The sequence below is a fragment of the Cyanobium sp. Maggiore-St4-Cus genome (assembly GCF_024345615.1).
GTDB lineage: Bacteria > Cyanobacteriota > Cyanobacteriia > PCC-6307 > Cyanobiaceae > Cyanobium_A > Cyanobium_A usitatum.
The window spans coordinates 1-13042 of sequence record NZ_JAGQBL010000016.1 but is presented as its reverse complement, the minus strand read 5'-3'; the positions used below and the strand labels follow the sequence as shown (position 1 = coordinate 13042).

General features: G+C 64.5%; 15 protein-coding genes. 7 read left to right on the top strand and 8 right to left on the bottom strand.

Annotated features, from left to right (window positions below; all coding sequences use genetic code 11):
• Positions 1-540: 540 nt before the first annotated feature.
• The 3 genes from KBY99_RS13155 to KBY99_RS13145 all read right to left on the bottom strand — a co-directional run bounded on the left by KBY99_RS13155 (position 541) and on the right by KBY99_RS13145 (position 2204).
• Positions 541-933: a DUF302 domain-containing protein gene (locus tag KBY99_RS13155; protein ID WP_197169810.1), complete on the bottom strand. Its 393-nt coding sequence runs from the start codon at positions 931-933 to the stop codon at positions 541-543.
• An 8-nt stretch (positions 934-941) separates the two neighbouring features.
• Positions 942-1715: a DUF305 domain-containing protein gene (locus KBY99_RS13150; protein WP_254999520.1), complete on the bottom strand. Its 774-nt coding sequence runs from the start codon at positions 1713-1715 to the stop codon at positions 942-944.
• 72 nt (positions 1716-1787) lie between these two features.
• On the bottom strand, positions 1788-2204 hold the full coding sequence (locus KBY99_RS13145; protein ID WP_254999519.1) for a heavy metal-responsive transcriptional regulator: 417 nt from the start codon (positions 2202-2204) through the stop codon (positions 1788-1790).
• A 37-nt stretch (positions 2205-2241) separates the two neighbouring features.
• On the opposite strand from KBY99_RS13145, the gene KBY99_RS13140 reads away from it, so the two are divergent.
• The 3 genes from KBY99_RS13140 to KBY99_RS13130 are packed head-to-tail and all read left to right on the top strand — an operon-like array spanning position 2242 to position 3069.
• Positions 2242-2484, top strand: coding sequence for a DUF3721 domain-containing protein (locus KBY99_RS13140; RefSeq protein ID WP_231596990.1), 243 nt, complete (start codon positions 2242-2244; stop codon positions 2482-2484).
• A gap of 46 nt (positions 2485-2530) precedes the next feature.
• Entirely contained in the window at positions 2531-2785 is a 255-nt protein-coding gene (locus KBY99_RS13135) for a DUF3721 domain-containing protein (RefSeq protein WP_197169814.1), read from the top strand.
• Between the two features lie 14 nt (positions 2786-2799).
• Positions 2800-3069, top strand: a complete 270-nt coding sequence (locus KBY99_RS13130) for a hypothetical protein (RefSeq protein WP_197172286.1) — start codon at positions 2800-2802, stop codon at positions 3067-3069.
• Positions 3070-3369: 300 nt separating this feature from the next.
• On the opposite strand, the gene KBY99_RS13125 is transcribed toward KBY99_RS13130, so the two are convergent.
• The 5 genes from KBY99_RS13125 to KBY99_RS13105 all read right to left on the bottom strand — a co-directional run bounded on the left by KBY99_RS13125 (position 3370) and on the right by KBY99_RS13105 (position 7981).
• A complete protein-coding gene (locus KBY99_RS13125) occupies positions 3370-3864 on the bottom strand; it encodes a hypothetical protein (RefSeq protein ID WP_231596989.1) in 495 nt (164 codons plus the stop codon).
• A 191-nt stretch (positions 3865-4055) separates the two neighbouring features.
• Entirely contained in the window at positions 4056-4694 is a 639-nt protein-coding gene (locus tag KBY99_RS13120) for a methyltransferase family protein (RefSeq protein WP_197169815.1), read from the bottom strand.
• Entirely contained in the window at positions 4694-4945 is a 252-nt protein-coding gene (locus tag KBY99_RS13115) for a DUF2933 domain-containing protein (protein WP_197169816.1), read from the bottom strand. Before KBY99_RS13115 ends, KBY99_RS13120 begins: the two co-directional genes overlap by 1 nt.
• A gap of 44 nt (positions 4946-4989) precedes the next feature.
• Positions 4990-7188 (bottom strand): heavy metal translocating P-type ATPase, encoded by a 2199-nt coding sequence (locus KBY99_RS13110; RefSeq protein ID WP_197169817.1) that lies wholly within the window; start codon positions 7186-7188, stop codon positions 4990-4992.
• Between the two features lie 55 nt (positions 7189-7243).
• Positions 7244-7981, bottom strand: coding sequence for a DUF305 domain-containing protein (locus KBY99_RS13105; protein ID WP_197169818.1), 738 nt, complete (start codon positions 7979-7981; stop codon positions 7244-7246).
• Positions 7982-8141: 160 nt separating this feature from the next.
• On the opposite strand from KBY99_RS13105, the gene KBY99_RS13100 reads away from it, so the two are divergent.
• The 4 genes from KBY99_RS13100 to KBY99_RS13085 all read left to right on the top strand — a co-directional run bounded on the left by KBY99_RS13100 (position 8142) and on the right by KBY99_RS13085 (position 12919).
• A complete protein-coding gene (locus KBY99_RS13100) occupies positions 8142-8639 on the top strand; it encodes a DUF411 domain-containing protein (protein ID WP_254999515.1) in 498 nt (165 codons plus the stop codon).
• 10 nt (positions 8640-8649) lie between these two features.
• Entirely contained in the window at positions 8650-10134 is a 1485-nt protein-coding gene (locus KBY99_RS13095) for a multicopper oxidase family protein (protein ID WP_254999514.1), read from the top strand.
• 73 nt (positions 10135-10207) lie between these two features.
• Entirely contained in the window at positions 10208-10618 is a 411-nt protein-coding gene (locus KBY99_RS13090; RefSeq protein ID WP_197169820.1) for a hypothetical protein, read from the top strand.
• 198 nt (positions 10619-10816) lie between these two features.
• Positions 10817-12919 carry a heavy metal translocating P-type ATPase gene (locus tag KBY99_RS13085; protein ID WP_409996571.1) on the top strand — a complete coding sequence of 701 codons (2103 nt, stop codon included), beginning with the start codon at positions 10817-10819 and terminating at the stop codon, positions 12917-12919.
• The last annotated feature ends 123 nt before the right edge of the window (positions 12920-13042 follow it).

The window sequence follows — 13042 nt, the reverse complement described above, 5'->3', positions numbered from 1 at the left end:
GAATCAGAATTGGCGTATCGCTCTCTGCGGCTACGGGATGACGCTCGCGCTGCGTCATCGAGTTCACCTGTTGTGTGTCGCATCGTTGGCGCACCTCCGCTGTGCGCACCGGCTCGGGTGCTCCCTGGCCGGACTCTGTTGGAGGGTGGGACCTTGGTTGGCTTCCGGGCCTCCCCTCAAGTTCAAAGTACGCCCCTTTTCAGCTGGCGGTGGCCTGCTGGAGTGCCTGTTCCCGTACCTGCAGAAACCCAGTGAGCGCAATGATTCACAGGCTTCCTCATTGCCGTTGCCATCGAGATCGGTGTGCCCCTGGCGCAGCAGTTCCTGGGCGCGGGCATAGGAGCCGATCTCCCTACAGCGGTAGCGGTGACCACCCCTGTGGTGCCATCGGGGATCACGGCGCCTCTGCGGCCCCGGCGGTAGTCCCAGGGGCGGGTGATCCCACCCGGCACCTGCCAGACCCTGTAGCGCAGCCGGCTGGCCCGAAATTCAGCGTCCAGAGACTCCTTGGTCTCGCAGCCGCTCAGATACTGCCGCTAGCTAAGCCGCAGCGGCCTCGATGATCGCCGTTGTGGAGGCCTCCACCGCTCGTGCCAGCTCCTTCAGGGAGGGATCGGCCGAGAGGCCAGCAAGCATCGCCTCGGGGCGGATCATCCCGAGGCGGGTCTGGCCGGCTTCGGTGTAGACGGAGATCCGGCAGGGCAGAGCCATGTTGAGCGCCATCGTGGTGCTGAGCACCGCGGCGGCCTGCTGGGGGTTGCACACCTCGAAGATGCGGCACTGCTCCGGGAACGGCAGGCCCTTGCTGCGCAGAGTGTTGCCCAGATCATGGACGGCCAGCACGCCGAAGCCCTGGTTCACCACCGCCTCCTGGAGGGCGGCACTGGCCTCCTCGAAGGATTTCGGAGTGTCGAGGATGAAGAACGGATCCATGGCTGGCATCAGGACGTTCCGTACCAGCTGCGATACCACTGCGCCATCTGTTCGATCTCCTGGCTCTGCACCCGAACCATGGTCTGCTGCAGCTCCCGCAGCTGCGGATGCTGGCTGTTGGATTGGGCCATCGAGGCCATCATCACGCCCATGCGGTGGTGCGGAATCATCTGCTCGATGAAGGCACGATCGAAGTCGGCGGCATTCTTCAGGGCGGCCAGGCTTGTGCCCATCCCCATGCCCATGCCGCCCATCCCCATGCCCATGCCGCCCATCTTCATGCCACCACCCATGCCCATCCCCATGCCGCCCATACCCATGGCTCCTCCGGTCGTCCAGCTGGGAACATCGCCGCCAAACCACTGCCGGTACCAGGTCCGCATCTGGGCGTTCTCCTGGCTCTGGCTGGCCTTGATGCTGCGGGCCAGCTCCTTGATCTCGGGCCTGCGCGCGCGGGAGAGGGCAAGATCTGCCATGGCGATCGCCCCGTCATGGTGAGGAATCATCATCACGATGAAGTGCTGATCCATCGACTGGGCCGCCATCCGCCCCGGACCGCTTAGTCCCCTTCCCATCCCGCTTCCGGCTTGGGCCACCACCTGGGGCGGCACCGAGCGCGCTGGAGCCTCCAGCGACAGAACGAGCGCTCCCAGCCCTGCAGCGGCCGCGAGCCTGAGCGCCGCCGAACGTTTCTGGTCCAACGCGGCATGGTGATGGCCCATCAGTTCTCTCCCTTGCTTGTGCCTTTCTTCAGCATGGGCACTTAGCAGGGAGTCGGACACGGATTCGGGTCATGGCTTCATCGAATCGGTGTGCCCATTCGCTGCGTATGGGCCGAACGTCACGATCAGCCTTCAGACGTGAAGATTGGGGCAGATCACCGCGTCATCCTTGGCTGGACCGCTCTGCCAGCCCGCCAGCAGGCCCTGCAGTTCCTTGCGGAGCTGCCGCAGCTCCTTGATCTGGCCATCGATCCGCTCGATCTGGCGCCCCAGCTGGACCTGGATGTCGCCGCAGGGCAGCTCACCGGCATCGTGCACCGCCAGGCAGTCCTGGATCTCCTCCAGGCTGAGCCCGAGGGTCTTGAGCCGGCGGATGAACTCCAGGCGTTGCAGGCTCTCCTCGGCGAAGAGGCGGTACCCGCCTTCGCTGCGGCCGATCGCCGGCAGCAGACCCAAGTCTTCGTAGTAGCGCAGGGTCTTGACCGGCAAGCCGCTGCGGCCGGCCAGCGCCCCGATCTTCATGCCGGTCTTGATGCCAACAGCTGCCATGGGCTTGACTCTCCTGCTATGGGGAGACTCTAAGCTGGTGTCCACCTCTTCCTCCTGGTATTCCGTGAACCCCTTCGCTCTGGCTCTCCTCTTCTCGGCAGGCGTTGCCCTGGCACCCGGCGCCGCCCGCGCTCAGGCCAACGACATGTTCCCGAGCAAGGCCGCTGCGGAAAAGCGAGCCAAGGAACTCAAGTGCAGCGGCGCCTTTGCAATGGGCAAGGACTGGATGCCCTGCCAGAACTTCGATGTCTATGAGAAAGCCGTCTCCAAGGAGAAGTGACACCAGCAGTCCCTTTTCTGTCACTGACCATCCCCTCGCAATCTCAATGACCCAGCACTCCACCGGCCCCTTCCAGCAGACCAACCGTTGGGCTCTGCTGGCGGCCCTCGTAGCGGCGACCTTCGCTCCGCTGCTCGTCAGCGCACCCGCTGCGGCGCACATGAAGGGCATGTTCAAGACCAAGCAGGAGGCGGAGAAACGCGCCGCCGAACTCAAGTGCAAGGGGGCTTTTGCGATGGGCTCCCTCTGGATGCCCTGCGCCAACATGCAGGATCTGCACAAGGCAATGGATAAGGAGTGAGGCACCATCACCTGATGCGCCGGGTGCACCGCAGCCTCGTGCCCCTGGCAGCCCTGCCACTGCTGCTCACGGCGCTCTCCGGCTCCCTGTACGGCGCCCTATCGGCCCAGGGAATCGAGGCCTTCTGGCTGATGAAGCTGCACACGGGCAACTTCGGCCTCCTCAATCTGCAGCCCTGGTACTCCTCGGTCCTGGCGCTGCTCACCCTGTTCGTGATCGGCTCCGGCATGGGACTGCTGCTGGGCCGCCGCAGGGGGATGAAGCAACCGCCGCCAGCGGCCTGATCAGGCCGCTCAGGAGGAGGGTATTAATGAGGATTCTGAGCCTGACACGCAACGACAACAAAAAGCTCAACCTCCACAACCACTTCGAAATGCATGGACTCGGTTTGAACTCATCTCCGCCAGGAATGCGGCGGATGATCTTCTGGTAATCAGGCCACAGGGTCGATGGAAATGAAGTGATGCCAACAGCTTTCGTAGACACTGAACGACTGATGGGGAGCACGCATCATCTATGCCATCAAAGGCAATGCCACATTGAGTATCAAAAGAAGAAGCAGGAGCCGCGAATGATGCCACGGGTTAGTGAAAGTTTTGCCCCGAATATCCCAACATGTGCCGGCGAGCCATGTAGAGGATGATGACAGGCAAGACGATCCATTGAATGACGGCAAGTGCACTCATGCCTAGTAGGGGCACTGCCAGCATCGGCACTCCGTAGGCCTTGGAAACATTAACTCGATAGGTTTCGATCGCAAGCGTGATCAGAAGGCCGATACCGGTAAACAGGAGCGTCAGCTTCCAGGTTGGGGTCAGCACCCAGTACCGCGAACGCATCAACGCGCTCACAGTCCAACTGCTGAAGAGAATGATGACCCCATCGCCAAAGGCGCAGTGGGTCAAGTCAATAACTTTGTCGCCCAGGGATGGACTTGCGTAGAACTCGTAAAATGGAGACTGCCAAACCTCGTAAACGAAGTTGAGCAGAAAGGCAAAGAGAAACAGATTTGTTTCTGGTGCAGCGAGAATTCGTGCACTTTTCTTGACCACAAGCCTTTGCTTCACCAGGCTATTCATTTAACCATTAAAATGTATACGAGACAACGATATGCCATTCCATGCAGCATTGATCGTCGAGGCACGCATCAATGCTTCTTCTATGGCAGGTGTCACTTGGCCACCGAATGCTTGTGTCTTTGCGGCTGGTCATCTGGATCTCCGTGGCAGCCGGGGGCAGGCCGAAATGAATCCTTCTCTGTGAAGTTCCTTTACCGATGCCGCCAGGGAAGAAAGCCCGGCACAGCCGAAAGATAGTCCCGATAGCGATCTCCAAACTCGCGCACAGCCTCCCGCTCCTCTTGCTTTGCAAGGCGCAGGTACATCACCACAAGCACTGGATACATCGCCAGGGTGAGCAACGTGGGCCATTGCAGAAGGAATCCTGTCATCACCAGAATGAGGCCCAGGTACTGGGGGTGACGCAGACGCGCGTAGATGCCGGTGGTCGCCAGTTCATGCTTTTGCTGGGCGGCATAAAGCATGTCCCAGCCCCTGGCGATGAGCATGAAGCCGCCAGCGATCAGCACGAAACTGGCGATATGGAAGGGGCCGAAATGCGGATTCACCCGCCAGCCAAACAGCGTTTCCAATAGGTGTCCCGCATCATGGGAGAGCCAGTTCACGGATGGATAGCGACTCCCAAGCCAGCCGGAGAGGAGGTAAATCGTCAGTGGAAATCCATACATCTCGGCAAACAAGGCCACCAGGAAGGCGCTGAATGCCCCAAAGCTGCGCCAGTCACGCGGCGTCTTTGGCTTGAAGAAACTGAAGGCAAAGAAGATGAAAACAGCGGCATTCACCACCGCCAGTCCCCAGAGGCCATAGGCCGGGGCGTCACTTTGGTTCATCACGACTTGGGGGTAGGGGTCGATCGCGAGTCCGTTCCCTCCGGGGCGCTGTGATGGCCATGACCATGGCCGCCATGCATGAAGAGGTGCATCAGCGGGCAGGCCAGGAACACCAGGAAGGGAAGGAAGGGAATGGTGTGCGCTGTGTGCTCCAGCAGCAGGTAGAAGGCCGCCACCAGGAGAAAGCCATAGAGCACCCACCGGGATCGGCGGCGTGGTGACCAGCTGGACAGGAAGTTGGGATCAGCCATCGAATCTCGCTAAAGGGGACGGACTCGGACGAAAGCACTGGTGATCAAGCGGCCCGGTAGCGACGCAACAGCGACGAGTTGACGATCACCGAGAGCGAACTCAGGGCCATGGCCGCCCCGGCGATCATCGGGTTCAGCCAGCCGAGGGCAGCAATCGGGATGCCGATCCCGTTGTAGATGAAGGCCCAGAAGAGGTTCTGGCGGATCTTGCGCATGGTGGCCCGCGACAGGCCGATGGCGGTCACGACCAGCCGCACGTCGTTGCCCATCAAGATGATGTCACCGGCTTCCTTGGCCACATCCGATCCCGAGCCGATGGCGATGCCGATGTTGGCCGTGGCCAGGGCCGGGGCGTCATTGACGCCATCACCCACCATGGCCACGTTCTGCCCATCCAACTGCAGGGACTTGATCGTTCCGGCCTTGTCGGCAGGCCGGACCTCGGCGATCACCTCGGTGATCCCCACCTGGGCGGCAATCGCCTCTGCGGTGGTGCGGTTGTCGCCGCTGAGCATGATCACCCGCACCCCACGGCGCCGCAGCAGGGCCACGGCCTGCTCGGCCTCGGGCCTGACCGTGTCAGCGACGGCGATCACCCCCAGGATCTGATCGGCGCGCCCCAGCAACATGGCCGTTTTCCCCTGGGCCTCGAGCCCAGCGAGCTGGCCTTCCACAGGCTCGGGAAGCCGAGGCAGGAAGCGGCTTGCCAGGGAACGGTTGCCGAACCAGACGACGTCCCCGCCCTCTTTGGCGGTGATGCCCTCGCCCACCTGGGCCTCAAACTGCTTCAGCGGCAGCAGCTCCAGATGGCGCGCTGCAACGGCCTCGGCAATTGCCGCTGCCAGGGGATGTTCGGAGCCGTGCTCCAGGGACCCTGCGAGCTGAAGCACCTCCTGCTCCGACTGGCTTGCCAGGGGCTCCAGATCGGTGAGCACCGGCTTGCCCAAGGTGAGCGTGCCTGTCTTGTCGAAGACCACGGTGGTGAGCTTCTCAGCCCGCTCCAGCACCTCGCCGCTGCGGATCAGGATGCCCTGCTCCGCGCCCTTGCCCACCCCCACCATCAGGGCCGCTGGGGTGGCGATGCCCAGGGCACAGGGGCAGGAAATCACCAGCACGGCGATGAAGGCCAGCAGACCACTGCTGAACTGGCCCGCCAGGGTCCAGAGGGCAAACGCCGCGAAGGCGATCAGCACCGCGGCTGGAACAAACCAGCCCGTGACCTGATCGGCCAGGCGCTGCACGCTGGCCGTGCTGGCCTGGGCCTCCTCCACGATGCGAACGATCTGGGCCAGGGCGGTGTCGGATCCCACCCGGCTGGCCTGAAAACGGAGCAGGCCATTGCCATTCACGGTGCCGCCGATGAGTTCGGCACCGGCCTGTTTGGCCACTGGCAGGGATTCACCGGTGAGCAAGGATTCGTCCACCGAGGAGCTGCCCTCCAGCACCACCCCATCGGCGGGGATCTTCTCGCCCGGGCGCACCAGCACCGTCTCGCCGGTGTCGATGGCATCGGCGGGCACGGTCATCTCCATGCCGTCGCGGATCACCGTGGCCGTGGCGGGCTGAAGATCGAGCAACTTGCGCACGGCGGCAGAGGAGCGTTTCTTGATGATCTCCTCCATGTATTTGCCCATCAGCACGAAGGCGATCACCACCGCCGAGACTTCGAAATAGACGTCCCGTTCATTGACGCCAACCGGAAGCCAGGTGGGCGCGAAGACCACCACCACGCTGTAGAAGTAGGCGACGGAGGTGCCCAGGGCGATCAGCACATCCATGTTGAGGGCGCGGCGCTTGAGGGCCGCCCAGGCGCCGGTGTAGAACGACCAGCCACCGATGAACTGCACCGGAGTGGCAAGCACGAACAGCCACTTCCCCCAGCTCATCCAGGGCAGTGCCGGCAGCGGCACCCAGGACACCAGGCTGATGCCGGCCGCCAGGGCGATGAAGGCTCCGGCCCGGAACAGCGCCAGCGCCAGCACCCCGCCGATCACGAAGCCCACCCGGCGGCGCATGACGCGCAATTCGCGGTCGGGATTCTGGAAGGTCTGCAGGCAGGTCTGGCTGCAGAAGTAGTAGTCGCGGCCGCCGCGCTGGGCGCTGAGGGCTGTGGCCTTGGGAACCACCATGCCGCAGATCGGATCCTTGGCCATTCCCTTGCCGCCGCCGGTGGGCGGCGGGCCGTGGCTTCCGGGCTTCCCGTGGGAATGGCCAGGGGTCTGGGTGATTGTCGCCGCGTTCATCATGGCTGCTCCTGATCGGTGGGGCTAGTTAGGAAAGATCTACCCAGGTTTTCGCTCAAAGACGAAAAAGAGCGTCGTATTTGCTGTACTCCGGCTTGCGCAAGCCCTCCACCGCCAGCATCCTGCGCAGTTCGATGATCTCGGCGCGCTGGGCCACGATCACCCCTCGCGCGAAGCGTCGGATCGTGGGGTTGGTGCTCTTGGCCAGGGCGTCGTGGGCCATCATCAGCGCCCCGCCGTGGTGCTCGAGCATGCCCTCCAAGAACCACACCACCCGGTTGTCCTTGGTGGGGAGTTCGCCCATCATCCGCATGCCATCGATCTGGGCCTGGCTCATGCGGGTGAGGCCGCTGAGGCTGTTGGGATCGCCTCCGGAGGCCAGGGACACGGGGTAAACGGGTGCCTGGGGGTACCAGGCCTTGCGCCAGAGGCCCATGGCCCGGATCTCGTTGGCCTGGTCGCGCCAGATCGTTTTGCCGAGCGCTCCCACGCCGGGCTGGCCGATGTTGAAGACGAATTCGCTCATCCGAAGGGCGCCGGTGTGGTGCTGCACCATGCCGTCGATGAAGCGCAGGTCGTAGGTGGCACCGGCCGGGCCCACGTCGTGGGCGTGGGCGGCATGGGCCGGGGCGGATCCGGCCGGAGCAGACATCCCAGGCATGTTCATCATCCCTGGCATGCCCTGGTGCCCTTCGTGATTCATGCCACCGGGCATCTGGGCCAGGGCAGGAGCCGCAACGGTGAGGGCAGAGGCCAGACCGATCAGGGTGGCGGTGAAGCGGAATGGGTACATGGCGGCAAGGTGAGACCTCCTAACGGTATGGTCTCCCCTTGACAGGAGAGTCAAGGGCCAAGGGCGCAGCAAATCTGCGCCTATCGATGCCGGTCATCACGAGCTTGACTCTCCACCTGAGTGGAGGCACTACGGTTGAGAGATCCCCGCATCGCAGGCCATGAACTCGACATCTTTCCGCGGTCATTCGCGGTTCCTGGACCTGTTGCTGGGGGTCGGCGCTGTTGCTGCCGTTGTCTCAGGGGGCGGGTCGCTCGCGGCACGCGCCAGTGCTCCAGCCCTGATGCCGGTCACCTCCTACCGATCCGCCAGCTGCGGGTGCTGCACGGGCTGGGTCAAGCACATGCGCGCCAATGGCTTCACGGTGCGTGATGTCGTGGTGGCCGATGTCGGCGTCGTCAAGCGACGACTGGGGGTCCCCGCCCGCCTGGCCTCGTGCCACACCGCCGAAGTGGCTGGTTTTGCCCTTGAGGGTCACGTCCCTGCCGCCGATGTGAAACGGCTGCTGCAGAAACGCCCGCCTGTGGCGGGCCTCGCCCTTCCGGGGATGCCCCTGGGCTCCCCAGGCATGGAATCGGCCTACGGCAAAGAAGCGTTCACGGTGATGGCCTTCACGCGGACCGGAGCCATCAGCAGCTTCTCCCAGTACGCCAAATGAGAACCCAACCATGACCACTCCACTTCGGCGACGGCAGGTACTCGGACTTGGGCTCGCCGGCCTCGGCACGGCCGTGGTCGGCCCACTTCTCTGGGACCGGCTGCAGCGCTCCGCCGCCCGGGCCCAGCCGGCCGGTGCGGCGCGGCTGGCCTCCCGTGGCGGCGTGGCCGATCTGGAGCTGGTGGCCCAGGCCACGCGGGGAAGCCTTCCGGGTGGCCCCGCCGAGCTGCTCACCTACAACGGCCGCTCACCCGGTCCGCTGCTGGAGGTGAACGCCGGCGATCGGGTGCGCCTGCGACTGCGCAATGAACTCAGGCAACCCACCAATCTCCACTTCCACGGGCTCCACATCCCCCCCACCGGCACGGCCGACAACGTCTTCCTGAGCGTGCCGCCCGGTGGCTCCTTCGACTATGAGTTCACGCTCGCCAAAGACCACCCGGCCGGCCTGTTCTACGTCCACCCCCACCAGCACGGACTCTCGGCCGATCAGGTGTTCGGCGGCCTCAGCAGCGCCCTGGTGGTACGCGGCGATCTGGACAGGATTCCGGAAGTGGCGGCCGCCAAAGAAACCGTGCTGGTGCTCAAGGATTTCGCCAGCGCCTCCGGCCAGGAAGCCGCCATGGGCGTGGGGCGCATGCTCGGCCGGGAAGGCCCCCTGCTGACGGTCAACGGGGCGATCAACCCAGGCCTGGCAATTCCCAGCGGCGGCCTGCTGCGGCTGCGCCTGCTCAATGCCTCCAATGCACGGATGTACCGCCTGGCCCTCGAGGGCCACTCACTGGTTCTGATCGCCACCGATGGCGGCGCGATCGCCACCCCAGAGCCTCTCGATGAGCTGCTGCTGGCCCCCGGCGAGCGGGCCGATGTGCTCGTGCAGGGCAACCAGGCATCCGGCAGCTACCGGTTGCTCAACCTGCCCTACCAACGCAGTAGCCACATGGGGATGGCCGCCGCTGAGGACGCTCCCCGGACCCTGGCCACCCTCAGCTACGCCGGAACGGTGCCACCACTACCTCTGCCGAAGGCCCTGATCCCTGTGCCGGCCCTGCCGAAGCCGGAGCGCACCCGCCGTTTCGTCATGGCCCATGCCATGGGAACGGGCATGGGTGGGATGAAGCACGACATGGGCGCCATGGGCGGTGGCGGCATGGATATGGGCGGTATGGGCATGGGCTTCGTGATCAATGGCCAGGCCTTCGATCCCGATCGCATCGATACCCGTGTCGCCCTCGGGAGCACGGAAGACTGGCTGATCGTCAACGACGACGTGATGGATCACCCCTTCCACTTGCACGTCAATCCCTTCCAGGTGATCAGCCGCGCGGGTCGTCCTGAATCTCAGCGACGCTGGAAAGACACCGTGCTGGTGAAAGCGGGCGAAGAGGTGCGGATCCGCGTCACATTCAGGGATTTCCCGGGGCGCACCGTCTATCACTGTCACAACCTCGACCACGAGGATCTGGGGCTGATGGGGGTGCTGCAGATCGAGTAGTGGATGGTCTGACGCTGCCCATGATGATCACGCCCATAGCCGCCAAAGACACAGGACTCGAATTGATCCGTGAATGCGCCACGTCCTGACCCTCTCGCTGGCCTGCTGCTGGCTGACAGCTCCGGTGATGGCGGCTGAAGTGGAGGCGTGCCGGAACCTGCTGGAGCAACGCAATGCCCTGGCCGAGCAGGCCATGAAGGCCGAAATCGCCCTGGTTCGCACCACCCGCGAACGGATCTGCCCTGTCCTCAGCCAGCAGGCCGATGGGGCCAATGCCAACGACCACAACGAGACGACCATCGACTACCAGGCCCTGATCGAGTGCCGCCGCAAGGCGGAAGAACAGCTGCTGCGCAGCCGGCGGGTTTTCTACGTCAACATCCAGCAGTTCAGGTTCTACACGGCGGCTGGAGCCAAGCTGGCCCGGCAAGCCGATGGGCTGATGCAGCAGATGCAGGATCAGGAGTGTCCCCAGCTGCGTTGATCAACAGCCTGCGGGCACCAGGTGCCGCCAAGACCCTTGACCCTGAAGTGACTACAGGCTGTTTGCTGGGGTCTGGATGACAGGACCATGGCGGAACATTGCTGCAGCAGCGGAACCAGCGGGCAGAAGGCTGGAGGCACCACGGCGTCGCAGCTGGAGCCGGCAAGCGCCAGAGAAGTGCTGTATCGGATCAGCGCGATGGATTGCGCCACCGAAGAAACCGAGATCCGCCATGCCCTCGCAGGGCTCGACGGCATCCGCGGCCTGAGGTTCCTGCTGGCCGAGCGCGTTCTGGCGATCGATGCCGAAACGGCCGCGCTCAACTCCGCCCTTGCTGCCATCCGCCGGATGGGATTCAACCCGGAGCCGATCAGCTCCGATCACCGGCCTTCTGCCGCCCAGACCCGCGCCGAACGGCGCCTTGAACGGCTCCGCCTGGCGGGCTCCCTGGCACTGGCGCTCACGGCGGAGCTGCTGCATCTGGTCGTTCCCGCCTACCCGGGCGATGAGCTGGTGGAGATCGGGATCGCCATCACCGCGATCGCCCTGGCGGGCTTCTCCGTGTTTCGCAAGGGCCTGGCCGCCCTGCGCCAGGGCCGGCTCAACATCAATGCGCTGATGAGCGTGGCGGTCACGGGCGCCTTCCTGATCGGCCGCTTCCCGGAGGCCGCCATGGTGATGGCGCTCTATGCCGTGGCTGAGGCGATCGAAGCGCGGGCCGTGGAGCGGGCCCGTCAGGCGATCACCAGCCTGATGGCCCTGGCCCCCGATGAGGCGGAGATCCGCCAGAGCGATGGCCGCTGGCAACGCGTGGTCGCCAGTGCTGTGGCCATCGGAGATGTAGTGCGTGTCCGCCCAGGTGAACGGCTGCCGCTTGATGGCACGGTGCTCAGCGGCGAGAGTGCGATCAACCAGGCCCCGATCACCGGCGAAAGCCTGCCGGTTGACAAAGGCCCTGGTGATGAAGTGTTCGCGGGCACGATCAACCAGGGCGGCGCCCTGGAGATCCAGGTGACGGCACCTGCCTCGCTGAGCACCCTGGCGCGCATCATCCAGGCCGTGGAGGAAGCCCAGGCCTCCCGTGCCCCGATCCAGCGCTTCGTGGATCGCTTCGCGGCCCGCTACACCCCGGCGGTGTTTGTGGTGGCCCTGGCCGTTGCCCTGCTGGCGCCGCCCTTGCTGGGATTCACCCCCATGCAGGCGATCTACAAGGCCCTGGTGCTGCTGGTGATCGCCTGTCCCTGTGCGCTGGTGATCGCCACACCGGTCACGGTGGTGAGTGGCTTGGCCACCGCCGCCCGCCGCGGCATCATCATCAAAGGCGGCCTCTACATCGAAGAGGCCCGCAAGATCAAGGCGCTGGCCCTCGACAAGACCGGCACGATCACCCTGGGCAAGCCCAAGCTGGTGGCGTTCTCACCACAGCAAGAAGGAGCAGACGCTGACGCGCTCAAACAGTGGGCCAGCAGCTTGGCAGAGCGCTCCGACCATCCGGTCTCGCGGGCGGTGGCCACAGGCCTTGATGGCGAGCGGCTGGCCGTGGAGGCCTTTGAGGCCCTGCCTGGGCGCGGGGTGCGCGGCGTGATCGCGGGGAGGCCGCTGATGCTGGCCAACCACCGCTGGATCGAGGAACTGGGGCTCTGCTCCAGCACACTGGAGGCGTCGATGCAGGTCCATGAGCGGCAGGGCCGCTCGCTCAGCCTGCTCGCGGATGACAGCGGCGTGCTCGCCCTGATCGCCGTCGCCGATACCGTTCGGCCCAGCTCGGCGGCGGCCATGGAAGCCCTGCGAGCCCTGGGAGTCACCCCGGTGATGCTCACGGGTGACAACGCAGCTACCGCCAGTGCGATTGCGGCCCTGGCCGGCATCGATGAGGTGAAGAGCAACCTGCTGCCGCAGGAGAAGCTCGAGGCGGTGGCCGATCTGCAGGCCCGCTATGGATTCGCGGCCATGGCCGGCGATGGCATCAACGATGCCCCGGCCCTGGCCCAGGCGGACATCGGTTTCGCGATGGGGGCCGCGGGCACCCACATCGCCATCGAAGCGGCCGATGTGGTGATCATGAACGACGATCTGATGCGCGTACCGGAAACGATCGCCCTCTCTCGCCGCACCTTCACCATCCTGCGCCAGAACATCGCGCTGGCACTGGGAATCAAGGCCCTGTTTCTGGTGCTCACCGTGGCCGGAAATGCCACGATGTGGATGGCGGTCTTCGCGGACATGGGCACAAGCTTGATCGTGATCGCCAATGGCCTGCGGCTGCTCCGCACTCCCACGCTTGGCAATATCAAGGGCTGAGCCTGGTCGGAAATGATCAGATCTGAGCCTTGTCGATTCGTGCCGAACGGTTCAATTCCATGAGGATGCCGCAGGTCTTCACCTCATCCGGTTGCTGACAAAGCCCTCTGAGCTGCCGTAGCT